At 41.6% G+C, this 14,965-nt stretch carries 16 protein-coding genes and 1 pseudogene; 6 read left to right on the forward strand and 11 right to left on the reverse strand.

What is annotated here, in order from left to right; translation table 11 throughout:
* Positions 1-14 precede the first annotated feature (14 nt).
* Positions 15-494 carry an RrF2 family transcriptional regulator gene (locus IE339_RS11335; protein ID WP_242176009.1) on the reverse strand — a complete coding sequence of 160 codons (480 nt, stop codon included), beginning with the start codon at positions 492-494 and terminating at the stop codon, positions 15-17.
* Between the two features lie 142 nt (positions 495-636).
* The gene (gene acnA, locus IE339_RS11340; RefSeq protein WP_242176010.1) at positions 637-3,360 is read right to left on the reverse strand and encodes an aconitate hydratase AcnA; all 2,724 of its coding nucleotides are present in this window, start codon (positions 3,358-3,360) and stop codon (positions 637-639) included.
* A 292-nt stretch (positions 3,361-3,652) separates the two neighbouring features.
* On the opposite strand from acnA, the gene sspO reads away from it, so the two are divergent.
* Positions 3,653-3,802, forward strand: coding sequence for a small acid-soluble spore protein SspO (gene sspO, locus IE339_RS11345; RefSeq protein ID WP_242176011.1), 150 nt, complete (start codon positions 3,653-3,655; stop codon positions 3,800-3,802).
* Positions 3,803-3,957: 155 nt separating this feature from the next.
* Here sspO and IE339_RS11350 read toward each other — a convergent pair whose 3' ends face one another.
* On the reverse strand, positions 3,958-4,224 hold the full coding sequence (locus tag IE339_RS11350; RefSeq protein WP_053400477.1) for a hypothetical protein: 267 nt from the start codon (positions 4,222-4,224) through the stop codon (positions 3,958-3,960).
* Positions 4,225-4,373: 149 nt separating this feature from the next.
* Between IE339_RS11350 and IE339_RS11355 the strand changes: the two genes are divergently transcribed.
* Both IE339_RS11355 and IE339_RS11360 read left to right on the forward strand, forming a co-directional pair.
* Complete coding sequence (locus IE339_RS11355; protein ID WP_053400478.1) at positions 4,374-4,517, forward strand: small acid-soluble spore protein P; 144 nt, start codon at positions 4,374-4,376, stop codon at positions 4,515-4,517.
* 174 nt (positions 4,518-4,691) lie between these two features.
* Complete coding sequence (locus IE339_RS11360; RefSeq protein ID WP_242176012.1) at positions 4,692-5,132, forward strand: Hsp20/alpha crystallin family protein; 441 nt, start codon at positions 4,692-4,694, stop codon at positions 5,130-5,132.
* Between the two features lie 151 nt (positions 5,133-5,283).
* Here IE339_RS11360 and IE339_RS11365 read toward each other — a convergent pair whose 3' ends face one another.
* Positions 5,284-6,339: a M42 family metallopeptidase gene (locus IE339_RS11365; RefSeq protein ID WP_242176013.1), complete on the reverse strand. Its 1,056-nt coding sequence runs from the start codon at positions 6,337-6,339 to the stop codon at positions 5,284-5,286.
* A gap of 198 nt (positions 6,340-6,537) precedes the next feature.
* Here IE339_RS11365 and IE339_RS11370 point away from each other — a divergent pair, with 198 nt between their 5' ends.
* Positions 6,538-7,365 carry a non-homologous end joining protein Ku gene (locus IE339_RS11370; protein ID WP_242176014.1) on the forward strand — a complete coding sequence of 276 codons (828 nt, stop codon included), beginning with the start codon at positions 6,538-6,540 and terminating at the stop codon, positions 7,363-7,365.
* Between the two features lie 20 nt (positions 7,366-7,385).
* On the opposite strand, the gene IE339_RS11375 is transcribed toward IE339_RS11370, so the two are convergent.
* From IE339_RS11375 to IE339_RS11395, 5 genes and pseudogenes are all read right to left on the reverse strand, one after another.
* A complete protein-coding gene (locus IE339_RS11375) occupies positions 7,386-7,787 on the reverse strand; it encodes a hypothetical protein (protein ID WP_242176015.1) in 402 nt (133 codons plus the stop codon).
* A 322-nt stretch (positions 7,788-8,109) separates the two neighbouring features.
* Positions 8,110-8,730, reverse strand: a complete 621-nt coding sequence (locus tag IE339_RS11380; RefSeq protein WP_347342723.1) for a nuclease domain-containing protein — start codon at positions 8,728-8,730, stop codon at positions 8,110-8,112.
* Positions 8,707-9,816, reverse strand: a pseudogene (locus IE339_RS11385) (DUF2357 domain-containing protein); the annotation flags it as partial. The pseudogene IE339_RS11385 and the gene IE339_RS11380, both read right to left, overlap by 24 nt.
* On the reverse strand, positions 9,776-11,368 hold the full coding sequence (locus tag IE339_RS11390) for an McrB family protein (protein ID WP_242176016.1): 1,593 nt from the start codon (positions 11,366-11,368) through the stop codon (positions 9,776-9,778). The pseudogene IE339_RS11385 and the gene IE339_RS11390, both read right to left, overlap by 41 nt.
* 93 nt (positions 11,369-11,461) lie before the next feature.
* The gene (locus tag IE339_RS11395; RefSeq protein ID WP_053400485.1) at positions 11,462-11,653 is read right to left on the reverse strand and encodes a hypothetical protein; all 192 of its coding nucleotides are present in this window, start codon (positions 11,651-11,653) and stop codon (positions 11,462-11,464) included.
* Between the two features lie 136 nt (positions 11,654-11,789).
* Between IE339_RS11395 and IE339_RS11400 the strand changes: the two genes are divergently transcribed.
* Positions 11,790-11,933 (forward strand): YflJ family protein, encoded by a 144-nt coding sequence (locus IE339_RS11400; RefSeq protein ID WP_083446443.1) that lies wholly within the window; start codon positions 11,790-11,792, stop codon positions 11,931-11,933.
* Positions 11,934-11,969: 36 nt separating this feature from the next.
* Here the strand turns inward: IE339_RS11400 and IE339_RS11405 are convergent, their stop codons facing one another.
* Both IE339_RS11405 and IE339_RS11410 read right to left on the reverse strand, forming a co-directional pair.
* The gene (locus IE339_RS11405; RefSeq protein WP_242176018.1) at positions 11,970-12,413 is read right to left on the reverse strand and encodes a DUF2262 domain-containing protein; all 444 of its coding nucleotides are present in this window, start codon (positions 12,411-12,413) and stop codon (positions 11,970-11,972) included.
* Between the two features lie 304 nt (positions 12,414-12,717).
* Positions 12,718-13,881: an acyl-CoA dehydrogenase family protein gene (locus tag IE339_RS11410; RefSeq protein WP_242176019.1), complete on the reverse strand. Its 1,164-nt coding sequence runs from the start codon at positions 13,879-13,881 to the stop codon at positions 12,718-12,720.
* A 241-nt stretch (positions 13,882-14,122) separates the two neighbouring features.
* On the opposite strand from IE339_RS11410, the gene IE339_RS11415 reads away from it, so the two are divergent.
* Entirely contained in the window at positions 14,123-14,917 is a 795-nt protein-coding gene (locus IE339_RS11415) for an STAS domain-containing protein (protein WP_242176020.1), read from the forward strand.
* Positions 14,918-14,965 lie beyond the last annotated feature (48 nt).

The raw sequence follows: 14,965 nt of genomic DNA on the forward strand, positions 1-14,965 counted from the left end.
GTTCCTCCTTTAATTTATAAAACCATTTTGTCGTGTACGATGCCCTGAATTCTCGTCAAGCTCTCGGGCGGGCACTTTTTGTCTATTTCAGCAGCAAGTGACCCAATCGATTCTCGCTTTAGCGTTGTTTTCCACGACGTTTCCGCTTCTTCCATTAAATTTGAAAGCAATCGAACTTTTTTCTCTTCAAGGTTGAGCATATCTTGTAGAATACCACTAGAAGAATAAAGTGACTGCTTGCCTTCAATCGCCACGTACACATCATAAATCTGAATATCGTCGGGCTGTTTTTTTAGCTTGAATCCACCCTTTGCTCCAGGAACGGAGACGATCAAATCAGCGCTCACGAGTTTTCGTAGCAATTTTTGAAAATAGGACGGTGAGGCCCCGAGTAGTTCACTTATAACCTCCCCTGGCAATACGGCTTTAGGGGGCAGAAAGTTTAAGATTAACAGTGCATAAACGGATTGCTCGACACCGGTTTTCATTTGCATGGGGCGATAATCTCCTTTAAATATAAAGTGGATAATGTTTGTCCTCTTTATGTATGTTAACCGATAGGTGGAAGTTTGTACATGGTTATTTTATCCATAAAAAAAGCCCGTGATTAAAAATCACGAGCCTTTTTTGTATTCATTATGCTAAAGATTTCGATTCTAGCTTGTCGCGAAGAACCATTTGTAGAATTCCACCATGACGGTAGTAATCAATTTCTACTTCGCTATCGAAACGAACAAGTACTTCGAATTCTTTTTTGTTGCCAGCTTCATCAGTCGCCACAACTTTTACAAAATCACGAGGTTTTACCGTTTCGTCGATTTGAACCGCAATCGATTCAGTTCCTTTTAATCCTAATGTCTCAGCGCTTTCGCCTTCTTTAAATTGAAGTGGAAGAACACCCATTAGGACAAGGTTACTACGGTGAATACGTTCAAAACTTTCTGCGATAACTGTTTTAATACCAAGAAGGTTTGTTCCTTTGGCAGCCCAGTCACGAGAGCTTCCCATTCCGTAGTCTTTACCAGCGAATACCACTAAGCCAGTGTTGTCCGCTTTGTATTTCATACAAGCATCATAAATGCTCATTACGTCGCCTGTTGGCCAGTAAGTTGTGTAACCACCTTCTGTACCAGGTGCTACTTGGTTACGGATACGAATGTTTGCGAATGTTCCGCGCATCATTACTTCGTGGTTACCACGACGAGATCCGTAAGAGTTAAAGTCTCTGTGCTCAACGCCGTTCTCAAGTAGGTAACGACCTGCAGGAGAGTTTTTCGCGATTGAACCAGCCGGTGAAATGTGGTCAGTTGTCACAGAGTCACCGAATTTTGCTACGATGCGAAGATCTTGTAACGGTTCTACTGTACCAGGCTCAGCTGATAATCCTTCAAAGAATGGAGGATTTTGGATGTACGTAGAGTCGTTATCCCAAGTGTATAATGCTTCTTCGCTTGTTTCGATTTCATTCCAGCGCTCGTTGTCGTCAAATACGTGCTCGTATTCTTTACGGAACAAGTCTGGAGTTACTGTCGCTTTTACAACTTCGTTGATTTCATCCATTGATGGCCAGATGTCTTTGAAGAATACATCGTTGCCGTCTTTGTCTTTACCAAGTGAGTCGCTTTGAAGATCTACATCAACCGTACCTGCAAGCGCATATGCCACAACTAACGGTGGAGATGCTAGGTAGTTCCCTTTTACAAGTGGGTGGATACGTCCTTCAAAGTTACGGTTACCTGAAAGAACAGATGTTACAAGTAAGTCGCTGTCTGCCACTGCTTTTTCGATCTCATCTGCTAATGGACCAGAGTTCCCGATACATGTTGTACAACCGTATCCAACAATGTTGAATCCAAGTTGCTCAAGGTATGGAAGAAGTTTTGAATCTTCTAGGTAACCCGTTACAACTTTTGAACCTGGTGCTAGAGATGTTTTTACATAACCTGGTACTTGAAGGCCTTTTTCAGTTGCTTTTTTCGCAACTAATCCAGCTGCAACTAGTACGTATGGGTTTGATGTATTTGTACAGCTTGTAATCGCCGCAATCGCGATTGCACCTGTTTTCATTGTTACGTCTGTTCCATTTGCTAATGGGAACGTGATTTCTTTATTTGCATCCGTTGCTGTTAAACCAAATCCTTGGTTACCAGCTGGTGCAACTAACGCATCGTTAAATGCTTTTTTCATTTGAGATAATGGAATTAAATCCTGTGGACGTTTTGGACCAGAAAGGTTTGGCTCAATTGTCGCAAGGTCGATTTCCACTACAGATGTATAAGTTGGATCTGCTGCATCAGCTGTGAAGAATAAGCCGTTCGCTTTGCAGTATTCTTCTACTACGCGTACTTGCTCTTCATCACGGCCTGTTAAGCGCATGTAATCAAGTGCTTCTGCATCAACTGGGAAGAATCCACAAGTAGCACCGTATTCAGGAGCCATGTTCGCAATCGTTGCACGGTCAGCAAGTGGTAATACCGCTACCCCTGGTCCGAAGAATTCAACGAATTTTCCAACTACGCCTTTTTGACGAAGAACTTGCGTTACTTTTAACGCTAAGTCAGTTGCTGTTGTACCATTTGGAAGTGTACCTGTTAGTTTTACCCCGATTACTTCAGGCACTGGGAAGTAAGATGGTTGACCAAGCATTCCTGCTTCTGCCTCAATACCACCAACACCCCATCCAAGAACGCCGATACCGTTAATCATTGTTGTATGAGAGTCGGTACCAACTAATGAATCTGGGAATGTTTCGATTTCACCATTCGCATTTTCTTTCGTTTGAACAACGTTTGCTAAATATTCTAAATTCACTTGGTGAACGATACCTGTTGCTGGTGGAACAGCACGGTAGTTATCAAATGATTTTTGTGCCCAGCTTAAGAATTTATAACGCTCTGCGTTACGTTCAAATTCTAAGTCCATGTTGAAGTTCAGCGCGTCTGGTGTACCCGCTCTGTCTACTTGTACGGAGTGGTCAATTACTAGGTCTACTGTAATTTCTGGGTTGATTTTATCAGGATCTCCACCAAGGTCTGCCATTGCTTTACGAAGAGACGCTAAGTCTACAACTGCAGGCACCCCTGTGAAATCTTGAAGGATAACGCGTGAAGGCTTGAACGGAACGTCGATTTCTTGAACGTCGTTTGTACCCCATTTTGCTAAGTTTTCAACGTGTTCTTTTTTAATTACACGTCCGTCTACTTGGCGAAGAACAGATTCTAATAATACCTTTACAGAGTATGGTAATTTAGAAACCTGACCAATTCCAGCTTCTTCTAAAGCTTGTAAGCGGTAATAAAAATACGTTTTGTCATTAACAGTGAACGATGAACGAGCATTAAATGCATCATGTTTTGTCATCTTGTTTTACCCCCTTGAAACAATTATGTATGTTGCCTACTAAGTCCCATCTTAGGTTTTCCCTACGCATTTATCTTAATATAATGTTATACATAAGTAAATAAAAAGAATGTTATTAATTAGCATAAGTTTTGCTTATTGCTTGGTACATAAGGGTTTTTGTAAGAAAATTTGTGAAATTAGATGGAAGCGTCATCACTTTTCTTTTCCTTGAATTGGTTGTTCATAAACCTGTTTTTCCGTGCACAATAAGAACGCACAGACGTGCAACATTGATGAGGAGGTTTTCACCATGGCAAAACGAAAAGCAAATCACCAAATTCCAGGCGCAAACGCAGCAAAAGCTCAAGGAAAAGGCGCTGGTTATAATGAAGAATTCGCAAATGAGCCTTTAACAGAGCAACAAAAACAAAACAACAAGAAACGCAAAAAAAATCAATAAGTCCGTATGTTTTATTGATTTTGGAGATACTAGTAACAGGGAGATTTTCAAACCGCCGACCCCGTTGGGAAATCCCTAAAAGCAGGTCCTTATTCGAGGACCTGCTTTTTCGTGCAAAAAAAACACCCTCTTGTGATAAGAAGGTGTTTGCTCACTTATTGTTCGTTGTTTACAGAATCTACAAGCCCTTTTAAATCTTGTTGAAATTGTGTCAGCTGCTTGTGCTGTGAATCGGAAGCCACCTCAAGAGCATTCTCAATTTGCGCATAAGCTTCATTTACTTCTTCTTTTACATGCTTTAATTCTTGTCCATAAGACGATTGACCTTGAACAAGATTAGCTTGTGCATTCGCATCAAGTGCTTGTTTATGCCCCTGCTGTGCAGCCTGAAATGCCTGCTGTTTATTTTTATGATATGGCATCATGTATCCTCCTCTTAGAGCGGTTGCTGCCGCAAAAATTGTGGCAGTTCACCATTTATTGTTTCGTTTTGAGGCGGCTTTCATACGGAAAATTATCTGAATAAAACATCGCTTCTTTTCTCATTCTAATACCAAGAGGAGGGATTCACATGAACAAAAACAGCAGTAAAGACATGCACAAAAATGCCCCTAAGGGAGACAATCCTGGTCAACCAGCTCCACTTAGCGGATCACATAAAGTTAAAAACCGTCAGCACAGTCGTCAAAAGCACAACAGCGGCCACGACATGTAAAAGAGCAAAGAGCTTGTCATTCCGGCAGGCTCTTTCTTTTATGCCTTCTTTACCACGAGGTGTGACAATCTGCTCAATTAATTGGCGCTTCTCACGATTGCTATATTGCTGCATATGATAAAAGAAGTTCTCTTACTACGATAAGAGACATTTTATGATGGTGGAGGCAGAGGAATGATGAATGACCGAAAACGTCCCAAAAATCATTTTTTGCATGATTTGGAGGATCTTGTGGACTTTTTCTTTTCGCACCCTTTTACAAGCTATTTAGATTGTGATAGCGTTCGCATCGATTTATTTGAAACGAGCACATCATATATCGTAGAAGTAGATTTACCTGACTTTGACAAGGATCACGTGCTCATTGAGGTTTTTGAACATCAGTTACGCATTCAAGCCAAAAAAGAGCAGCTCGTGAAAGTTGAAGACAGCACAAACAACTCGTTTTCCGCTCAAAAAGACGTCAAATTGGTGGATCGTACCGTTGATTTTCCGTTCTCCCTTCCCAATCAGCCAATGAAGGCGACCCTTGAGAATGGTGTGTTAGAAATCACTATTGAAAAAGAAGGGAAAGTATCACCCCCTATTTCTACTCTTGCTATTACAGAATGGTAAAAAATCAAGGATAAATGGGAAGCATGGAGAATACTCCTTTGATGCTTCTTTTTTTGTATTTATATTGATTATTTAGCACATAGTTTATTTAATTCTTATAAGTCAGAAAAACCGAGTTCTTTGCTTGTAAAGAACTCGGTTGATTTTTCTTCTAGTTTAGAAAGCTTTCGTACGTATCATTGTCTAGCTTCTTAACGATGGCTACGAGTAGCTTTAAGGTGTTTTCCAAGTCTTTTTTACTGATCATGGATGTATGACTGTGGATGTAACGGGACGCAACTCCGATCACAATCGTCGGAACTCCCTGTTTGTGAAGATGGAATTCACCACCGTCCGTTCCTCCCCCTAGCATCACGTCAACTTGATATGGAATGTTGTGCTCTTCGGCTGTTTGAATAACAAAATTTCGAAACGCCGTATTTGGAACCATGGACGAGTCTAAAAAGGTAATTAGTACACCTTCTCCTAACTTTGCTTTGTTTGGATTCCCACCTGGTCCATCCTCCGCTACACCGACATCAAGCGCAATGGCTACGTCCGGATCAATCACATAAGGTGCCGTTTTCGCTCCTCGTAGGCCCACTTCTTCCTGTACGGTTGCACCTGAAAAAATGGTATTTGGATGTTGTTCATTTTGAAGTGCCTTTAATAGTTCAGCCGCCAGCCAGCAGCCAATTCGGTTATCTAGCGCTTTTGCTAAAATCGTATCATGGTCAGGTAAAATCTCAAATGGACAAATGGGAATAATGGGATCGCCCACTTTAATTCCCCAGCTCTTCACCTGTGCTGCATCCTTCGCTCCTACATCAATAAACATTTCACGCATTGGATAGACCGTATTTCGTTCCTCTGGACGTAAAATGTGCGGTGGTTTGGAACCAATAACGCCCGTGTACGATTTTTTATCCGTAATAATGGTTACTCGTTGTGCTAAAAGAACTTGATCCCACCATCCTCCTAGAGGGACAAAGCGCAAATATCCTTCCGACGTAATCTCACTGATCATAAAGGACACTTCATCCATATGCCCAGCAAGCATTACTTTTACATTTCCACCCTTGCCCTGCTTTTTACCGAAAATGCTCCCAAGTCGATCTGTCAGCACGTCAGCGCCACTCGCCTCAAATTCTTTTCGCAGTATGTCACGAATACGATGTTCGAATCCCGGTGCACCCGCTTCTTCTGTTAACCTCTTTAGTAGTTCCATGTTCTCATCACCTTCCGTATGTATTCCACTTATTAAAATGAGATTTATTTCCATTTTTATTCACTTTATTTTTTAAAATTTATTTTGTTTATTTAGAACATAGTTATTTTAGATCTTATATAATTCAAATGGAGACGGATAGCCTCATACCATTTGCTTCAAACTATCTATAAAACAACGCGAAAGGATGAGTGATCAATGCTTCATACTGCATGGAAAGGGACATTATCGTTCGGTTCAATTGATATTCCAATTCGCCTTCACACCGCAACGGAAGATCAAGAAATTAAGCTTCGGTCTCTTCATAAAGAATGTTTGACGCCCATTAAATATGAAAAACGGTGTCCATCATGCGAACAAGACGTAGACACGGATGATATTGTGAAAGGGTACGAACTTGAAGACGGACGCTTTGTTGTGATTAGTACTGAGGAGCTTCAACAAGTGCGACGCCCTTTTGAAAACAAAGATATTTCAATGGACCATTTTATTGAACTAAACGAGGTGGACCCTCTCTACTTTGGAAAAAGTTATTATATTTCCCCTCAAGAAGCGGGTGAACGGCCTTACGCTATCTTACAGCAGGCGCTGCTCGATACAAACAAAGTCGGAATCGCATCCGTTTTTCTTCATTCACGTCAGCAGGTTGTACTAGTACGAGCGCTTGAAGACGTGCTTATTATGCATACGCTCTATTTTCTAGAGGAAATTCGTGACGTTGAGAATGTTCCTAACTTACGCGATCAGCTCGTAGACACCCAGCATAAGGACCTTGCAGGAAAGATTATTAACGAGATGACCCAACCGTTTAATCCCAATCATTTTCATAATCAATACCGTGATTCCTTAAAAGATCTCGTTGAAGATAAACTTGCAGAGGGACAGGTCGTCTCACCGAAGGAACCGACGAAGCAATCAAATGTGAAAGACTTGATGACAGCTTTAAAAATGAGTATTGACTCTCCACCGACCGCAAAGCCTAAACGAAAAACCAGTCAAAAAAAAGTCAGTCGCCCCTCTTCTTGAAGGAACGACTGACTTTTTACTTATATTTTTTTGATTTCGCATTCATGTTTATTTTTATAGACCGGCTGTCCATAAGAAGTTGGTAGCGTAACGAATTGTTCCACCTGATTGTTTTTCACAAACACAATGACGCTGTTATCGCCGCTTTCAATCCCTGTTGCTTTTGCTTCCATCCAATCAAAGCCAAGCTTTTTGTTGATAGATGCTACCTTTGTATGAGGCTCAAACACATATACCTTGTCCCAATGAAAATGAAACACTTTGTTTAAATTGACCGTTGCCACATCTGACTGTTGCTGTTCCTGCTTTACTTCATGAATAAATTTTTCTTGAGCTTGAGCTTGGTTCTGCTTGCTGTACGATCGGTCAATAAAAAAGATTGACAATAATGCAACAAGGGTCACGATCAAAATCCGTTTCACAGCTGATACCCTCCAATAATATAAACATAACCCCTTTTTCTCTTTCTTCATTCTAGAAAAATTCGTTTTGAAACACAATAGACAACTTGCCCTATCTTACGAAAAGATTCAAAGGTATGAGAAAGAATGGAAAACATGTCCCGTAGTAGTTTACATGATTTCGTTCATTTGTAAAAGAAAAAACATACAGGAGCATTTAACAACTGTTCTGACAACGTTTTTTAAAGATTTATGACGGTCGCATCTAGAAAAAAGCGAAGAAAATGTCTTCCTTCATTGTGCGTATCTCCCACTAAACCATTTAAAAAGTCGGAGAACTTTTTTACTGCTGTAGAAGGGTAAGTAAAAACGTTTCGACCATAAGGGTATGAGTAGGTAAAAAAGGCAGTCCGCCGATCTTCACCGTTTCTAGGCTCTGATAAAATTGCGTATGCCGGTATTTCCCATGACTCAATCCAGGAAATAGTACGCATGCGCCTAGTGCTTTTCTCCTCCCATCTTTCTCTCGATACGCGTCTCGATATCGATGCATCGTGTAAATATCGTCTACGAGCGGCGTGCTAACGGTTTCGTTTACGTTTGCTCGATATTTGGCATCAAATATAAAGGAACGAGTAACTTTATTTCGTGTCCATTCCACTAAAATATCTGGACGTTGTACGCTTGTAGGTGTTTCAAGCGTCGGCTGAAAAACAACCGTAATCTCCAACTCCTGATTCCGAAAGTACTGACGACTACCAGAAGGAAGCACCATATAAGCGTGAGGCGCTTTTTTGACGCGCTGAAAATGCTTGTTGAGAATCTCACATAGTTTTAAAAATGTCCAATATTCGTAAAGCTGATAAAGTGGTCTCACAGCTAACTGATACGCACTACGCTCCATTACAAGTTGGCCGTTCATATGTAAAAATAAGCGATAAGCTTCTTTGTATCCCCTTCCCATCCTCATTTGATTTGAGGCAGGAATAATCGGGGATGATTGGACGCCTTTCCAAAACGAACGTTGTAAGCGCTCCTGTACAAGCGGCCGCAGAGTAGCGAGATGGCGATTCATCGTTTTCTTAAAAAAATCTGGTACAGATGGTTCGTCTAATAAATCATCTAGCTCCGCTATTTTGCTTTCGAGGCGTTTTAGCATTCCTTTAATCGCTTGGTTTTCCGGTGAGTTTGGGACGAGTTCTTGTGATCGTTTTAGCCCCTTTTGGGGAACTGGGTGCTCTTCACCCTTTTCTAAAACTTTTGGATGCTTTCAAATATAGGAGCGCGCATAAGATGTCATGTCTAGCGCCGTCACACGTTTGGTTGGTCGGTACTGCGTAGATAACGTGGCATGCGCGTGCTGCTCGATCCAATCTACCTGCTCTAAAAATCTCTCGAGCATTTTAATAAGTAAATAAGAAAAATGAACCAACGAGGAAGACTTTCCCTTAGGTGCTGGCCTAACGCCGATATAAGAACCACTTTCTGGATGATAAGGTAGCCCCTCGATAAGATCGTTCGTTTCCTGGAGCAACAGCATATACATAGAATGATACGGAACTTTCGTTGGAAAAATCTCCATCTCAATGTTGAGAAGCATTTCATCCGCTTTTTCATCCCAGATTGAAAACGAAAAAGAACCAAGCTCACGACGAAACGTCATTTCCCCGACTAAAATGCTTCTGTCCTCTACCTGCACCTGCTGAATACTTTGCACAAAGCGATCTTGCTTTTGACGGTACGCAAGCATTCTGTCGCCTTTTGGGACAACGGTAAGTTGGTAGGTTGCCTGTTCAAAAAACAATGGCCTTGTCCACCACTCGTTCTGAAGAGGTGATAGAGACTCATGCTGAACGATGAGACGTCTGATACGTTTTCCTTGCCATGATAAAAGCATTTCATCATTTTTGATTCCATAGTAGACTTTCATTTTCTCATACTGTTCATGGTATGCTCGACCTGTGATTGTGAGGGTAAAATCATCTGTTTCTACAACAAGAAGCGGCTCGTTAAGAGGAGAACCAGAACGAAGCAAATCCATCTCGCTCATACCTCCTAATCATCTCCATGAGCTTCTTCGCCGTCCGGGGAAAACGCATTCCGTCCGCTTGAATAACAGCTGTTTCGATTTGCTCATCTAACACCGTATTCGTACAATAATGATACAAATCTTTTAATACTTCCCCGATGCTGCCGTCTTGTCCTTCGAGACGAGGAATGATCTTTTGCAGAAGCTGAAAATCATACGCTTGATCAAAGGTAAATAATCCGCTTTGCAGCGCGTAGATCATGTAAAAGCATAGATCGTCCCGTGTTCGATATGTAATTTGAAAGCCCCCCTGATACAAGATTTCGTTTACCTTGATCAGCTCTTGAACCGTTTCTTGAATAAGTGTTTTATGTTCCATTGCTTCTTTTAACGACACATACGTGCTTTTAAGCAAGTTATGAGCATGTAGTGGCGTTACTACCTTTTCTTCTTCAAAAAAAGCCTCCAAATAAATGCGGTTGAATTCAAGCGTATTTGCACGGTCAATAACCTTCGGACTAATACGGTGCGTCGTTTCATCCATGTTAATCGTACCGATTACATACACATTTTCAGGAATCGTCATCCCTTCACCTAAAGGTAAAAGTGATGCTGTTTTCAGCTCATCTCCCCCTCGCTTCCTCGTCTCTAGCACGCTCAAAAACTCACTTAAATAATATTCGACCCGTGACAAATTCATCTCGTCTAATACGAGGAAAAACGGCCGATCTAACTGTTTGTGCGCACGTTCTAAAAATAAAAAAAAAGGTCCCTTTTTAAACTCATCCTGTAGGTTTGTATAGCCTAGTAAATCCCCGCTATCTGTCCAATCTGGTTTGACGGGCAGAAGAAGAAACTGACCGTTTTCCTCGGTCGCACCAAGACTTTCTGCAAACAGCTCTGCAAGCTTCGTTTTCCTTGTTCCACTTATGCCTGAAAGTAGGAGGAACGGCTTTGATTGGAGTGAGAAATAGACGCTTGCAATTTCTTCTTTTAAATAGAAAAATCCTTTGTTTTCAATATATGTATGAATGTGTTCAATCGTTTCCCGAACGGAGGCGCTTCCTTCTTTTGATGACGCATAGTGAAGCTGCTGAATAAGGTTTAATACGCCCGTTAGCTCCTTTTGTAGCACCTGATCATCTGGTAGTGACGCCATGTAATAAGGACGAAACGTAATCATGCTCTGCTCGATTCTTTGTGCAATCGCTGTATTTCCGATAAAGGCTTCCTCTTCCTTATAAGGATCTTCATCTGGCAACAGGTATCGTAGCGCTTCTTTCTGATCACTGCTGTCTTCTTTCATACGAACGACTAGATATAAGCGCTCTCTGTCCTCGCTGTAAATGTACTGAGCCATAAGCAATTGCTGTGACGTAGGTTGAATCGTAATAATAGGAAGTTCTTGTTCCCATTCCCCCGTAATCTCGTAAAAAGATTCTTTCAGATAAGAACGTAATAGCTCCGGGAGAACCGAACGAATAAGTTTTTCTCCTGCTTCTGCTGAAAAATGTCCACTGCCTTTTTTGGAAGCTTGTACAACTTCATAAAAAGTCGATTGTAGTGCGTTCAAGCGTCTCCCTCCCTTTTTCAATCATAATAAAAGGCTACCTTCACTAACATTAGTAGCCTTTTTACGTGTAATTTAATCTCCATTGTAGCATTTTCACCACGTTAACACCTTAAATATAAGTCCAGACACGAGTAACCCTAATAAAACCGTCATGAAAAATGAGAAAATCCCTCTGTAGATGGAGCTCTTCTTCTCATTTGTAATGTCACGAAAGCCGAGTGCGCCGACAATGGCACCTGCAGCAGCAACTAAAATACAAATGGATAGCAGTAGCTTAATAAACACGTCGATCCCTCCCCTCTCAAAAAAGCACCTTACCCATCTATATTCACGTTCCCCGCGATGTGCCCTCATAAATTTCCTGTACTAGGACCACAGGCTTGGACATATACTGAATTACTTAATGGGAGGAGATGCGAACATGGCTTATATGTATTCAAAAGGATGGTTCATCCAAAAATTAAAAGAAGTGAACGTGACGCGAATTGAAGGACGAAAGCTAGAATCCCACAAAACGTACATTCTGCGCAACTTATACGAGAAGAAAGTTATAAACAAAGAATAAAGATCCTCACCTGAATCGTACAGGTGGGGATCCTTATTAAATGCTCGCTTCAAGCACACGGCCTTGCTCATCAAAGGTTACGTGGATACGGTGACCGCCAAATAAATCTCCGTCATGGTACTCACCGTACACACCCGCTTTTTTAATCACAACATCATATAAGCGAAGTGAAGATACAAACTGATCCTTGGTCACGTCAAATGCTCCAGCATCAACCGCATCCCAGTCTAGGTCAGGATCATTTTCGTCATACTGAGGCCAAACGTCATTTTTATAGGATAGAAGCTTATCTGCGATTGCCTCTTTAGCCGTTTGATCAAAGACTTCTAGCTTACTATACAACTGCTCTGCTTTATTCAGCAAAGTTAAAACGCCTTCAGCCTCTATGTACCAACGTACAACTCCATCTGTTTGTTCATAGCACCCCATCTGTTCATTGTAAGTAAACACTCCAATGATAGAAGAAATCTGTTCGTACATGAATGCGCCCTCCTTTTTATTGTCGTTCGCTATTCACACCATCCAAAAATCCATGAATAAAATCACTTGGTACACACAGTGTGTCAATGACTCTCCAAACAATAATCAAGATGAGCATATGCATCAGTATCCATATGGTCCATTTCCATCTTCTCTCCACTACTTCCACCCCTATGTATATCGACGGAAGCTTTTGTAACATCCGTTTCTGTAAGTTTCTTATTATATCACAGACAACGCGTGGATGATTGTCTCTTCCACTAAAAGAAGCTAATGCTCTTGTCAGAACATTAGCCTCAAACACTTACTGATCGTCTTCAAGCTCTTTAAACGCGTTAGCAGCGAGGTTCGCAATCGTCATGTCATCCATCGGTGGATTATGGAGGCCGGCCCTGACGTCACGATAATAGCGCTGCATCGGGTTGGATTGCTGCAGACTTTTCGCTCCAACAATACGCATTGCACGGTCCACCACTCGCACAGCGGTGTTCGTCACGACGTGCTTCACTGCTCCTAGCTCTGCCCCGAGCTGTGTACGGTCAGGTGCTTCATCCCATTTCTGTGCTACGCTATACATAAAGTGACGGGCATTGAGCAATTCCAGCTCGATTTCTCCAATTGCCTGCTGAATGGTCGGAAGCTCACGAATCGGCCCTGGCAGACTATTCGGCGAATAGTCGTTCGCAAATTGCACCGCATAATCACGAGCAGCTAGAGCAATTCCCATATAGCACGCAGGAATATGAAGCAACCATCCGCTTGGCTTTTTCTTTTGAGGAGTGCTCAATAGCTGCGTTAAATAATGACTTGGAATTTCCACATCTTCTAACATAAGGTCATGACTTGCCGTACCTCTCATCCCAATCAAATCCCACGTTTCTTGAATGGAAACGCCTTTTGCATCTTTTGGAATTATAAACTGTCCGACCTCTTCCGTTTCATCAATGGTCGCCGTCACAAAAATATAATCAAGCGCAACAGACATAGATGTAAAGGTTTTATGACCGTTAATCACCCAGCCATCTGCCGTTTTTTTCGCCGTTGTTTCAGGCTTCCCACCTCGCGTCGGACTGCCTGTTTTCGGCTCTGTGGCGGCCGTGTTGATCAGCGCGCCTCTGCTAATTTCCTTAAATAAAAAATCAATCATCTCGTCAGACCACGGTCTTTTCTCCGCTAAATCCATTGTAATGCCGACGTGCCAGCCGATGCTCAGCGCAGTGGCTCCGTCGCCTCTTGCAATTTGCTCTTGAAACAGCACAAATTCATACAACGATAGCTCTTTTCCTCCATATTCCGCTGGGAGTGTGAAGGTTGGATAGCCCATACTTTTTAAGTCTTCAATATTGTCAAATGGAAAAGATCCCTCTTCATCATGAAGCGGTGCACGCTTTCGAAATTGAGGAATGAATTGATTTAGTTGATCGTAGATACGCTGCTGGCGTTCATTTTTAACAAAAGACATGCTCATATCGTTTAACTCCTTCCACTTCTTTAACCATAGTAATTGAATCGGATTAATTAGAATGATAGCAAATATTTCGTTTAATGAATAGTATTTGCTTTTAATAATGAATATTTAGCACATGATTTTGTTAGAATAAGTAATCTCTATTTTCTCACCGAACGATGTAAAATGTTCTTTACCAACTTTCTCCTTGTTAGTAAAATAAACTTACAAACAATGACTTCGTTTATGAGGAGCGAATACTATGGAATCAATCGGTACTTTCCCCACGCATCTAAGCAGTTATACCATTTTAGAAGGTATTCAAGAAACAATTATTATTGCTGACATTCACTATCGCATTCAATGGATGAATTCTAAAGCTGTGGAAATACTTGGTCCATTAATGAAGCTATACGGAATTAACGACATTCACGATGTGCTTGGTCAAAGCATGGATTTGTTTCATTCCTCTCCTGGGCATCAGCAGCACGTCATGCAAGAGCTTCATTCTACTCATCGCGCCCGTATCAACATTAAACAACGCTATGTGGCTGAAACGGTTATTCATCCGGTCTATAATGAGAACGGAGACAAGCAGGCCTATTTACTAATGCTACTAGACGTCACGACCCAGGCGAAGCAGGCTGAGAAAAATCAAGCAATTATTGATGAACTCTCAACTCCTTTATTAAAAATCTGGCACGACATCTTGGCGCTTCCTATTGTCGGCTCCCTAGACGATGTGCGGGGCAAAAAGCTCGCCGAACGCGTATTAGAAGCCTGTGTTAAAGAAGGCGCGCGTTATTTCTTAATTGATTTATCATCGTTAAAAGAGTTAGATGATCACAGTGGCTATCATATCCACATCATGGCCGAAGCCCTGCGCTTAATTGGGACAAGGTGCTTAATCGTTGGAATTTCACCAGAGCTTGTGCAATCTCTCGTTCACTATGATTATCGCTGGACCACTTTCTCTACTGTTCAGCAGTGTATCGCGTATATAATGAAAGAAAATCATATGACCTTTACCTCCACTAAAAGCCCCTCTTCCAAATAGGAAGAGCGGGCTTTTTCCTTTTCCGTTCTAAAAACTTATTCACGTCTA

Source organism: Priestia koreensis, from assembly GCF_022646885.1.
Taxonomy (GTDB): domain Bacteria; phylum Bacillota; class Bacilli; order Bacillales; family Bacillaceae_H; genus Bacillus_AG; species Bacillus_AG koreensis_A.

Excerpts from the sequence above, each read along its gene's own strand:
- IE339_RS11360 (WP_242176012.1), top strand. The coding sequence starts at position 4,692 with ATGATGAATGACCGAAAACGTCCCAAAAATCATTTTTTGCATGATTTG.
- acnA (WP_242176010.1), bottom strand. The coding sequence starts at position 3,360 with ATGACAAAACATGATGCATTTAATGCTCGTTCATCGTTCACTGTTAAT.
- IE339_RS11355 (WP_053400478.1), top strand. The coding sequence starts at position 4,374 with ATGAACAAAAACAGCAGTAAAGACATGCACAAAAATGCCCCTAAGGGA.
- IE339_RS11410 (WP_242176019.1), bottom strand. The coding sequence starts at position 13,881 with ATGAGCATGTCTTTTGTTAAAAATGAACGCCAGCAGCGTATCTACGAT.
- IE339_RS11335 (WP_242176009.1), bottom strand. The coding sequence starts at position 494 with ATGCAAATGAAAACCGGTGTCGAGCAATCCGTTTATGCACTGTTAATC.
- IE339_RS11405 (WP_242176018.1), bottom strand. The coding sequence starts at position 12,413 with ATGTACGAACAGATTTCTTCTATCATTGGAGTGTTTACTTACAATGAA.
- IE339_RS11365 (WP_242176013.1), bottom strand. The coding sequence starts at position 6,339 with ATGGAACTACTAAAGAGGTTAACAGAAGAAGCGGGTGCACCGGGATTC.
- IE339_RS11370 (WP_242176014.1), top strand. The coding sequence starts at position 6,538 with ATGCTTCATACTGCATGGAAAGGGACATTATCGTTCGGTTCAATTGAT.
- IE339_RS11400 (WP_083446443.1), top strand. The coding sequence starts at position 11,790 with ATGGCTTATATGTATTCAAAAGGATGGTTCATCCAAAAATTAAAAGAA.
- sspO (WP_242176011.1), top strand. The coding sequence starts at position 3,653 with ATGGCAAAACGAAAAGCAAATCACCAAATTCCAGGCGCAAACGCAGCA.
- IE339_RS11380 (WP_347342723.1), bottom strand. The coding sequence starts at position 8,730 with ATGGGAAGGGGATACAAAGAAGCTTATCGCTTATTTTTACATATGAAC.
- IE339_RS11415 (WP_242176020.1), top strand. The coding sequence starts at position 14,123 with ATGGAATCAATCGGTACTTTCCCCACGCATCTAAGCAGTTATACCATT.
- IE339_RS11350 (WP_053400477.1), bottom strand. The coding sequence starts at position 4,224 with ATGCCATATCATAAAAATAAACAGCAGGCATTTCAGGCTGCACAGCAG.